This window comes from Acetobacterium fimetarium, from assembly GCF_014284475.1.
GTDB classification, from domain to species: domain Bacteria; phylum Bacillota; class Clostridia; order Eubacteriales; family Eubacteriaceae; genus Acetobacterium; species Acetobacterium fimetarium.
The window spans coordinates 1-219 of record NZ_WJBC01000078.1 but is presented as its reverse complement, the minus strand read 5'-3'; the positions used below and the strand labels follow the sequence as shown (position 1 = coordinate 219).

At 43.4% G+C, this 219-nt stretch carries 1 pseudogene; it reads left to right on the top strand.

Annotated elements, in window-relative coordinates:
• Nucleotides 1-219 (top strand): annotated as a pseudogene (locus tag GH808_RS15240) (IS4 family transposase); the annotation flags it as partial.

Below are 219 nucleotides of genomic sequence, written 5' to 3'. Positions count from 1 at the left end.
TTTATACCCTTCCAGAGTTGCGCAAACTCCTACCTGAACATACACCCGGAAACCAGTTTGGTTCCATCATTGTAAAAACGAAAACCGGGATTCCGGTTAAACTGGTTTTTGTCAGAAACCGCAATAACAAAAGAGACTGGCTGACGGTACTCAGTACTGATTTGTCCCTGTCTGATGAAGAAATTATCCGTATTTATGGCAACCGGTGGGCAATAGAAG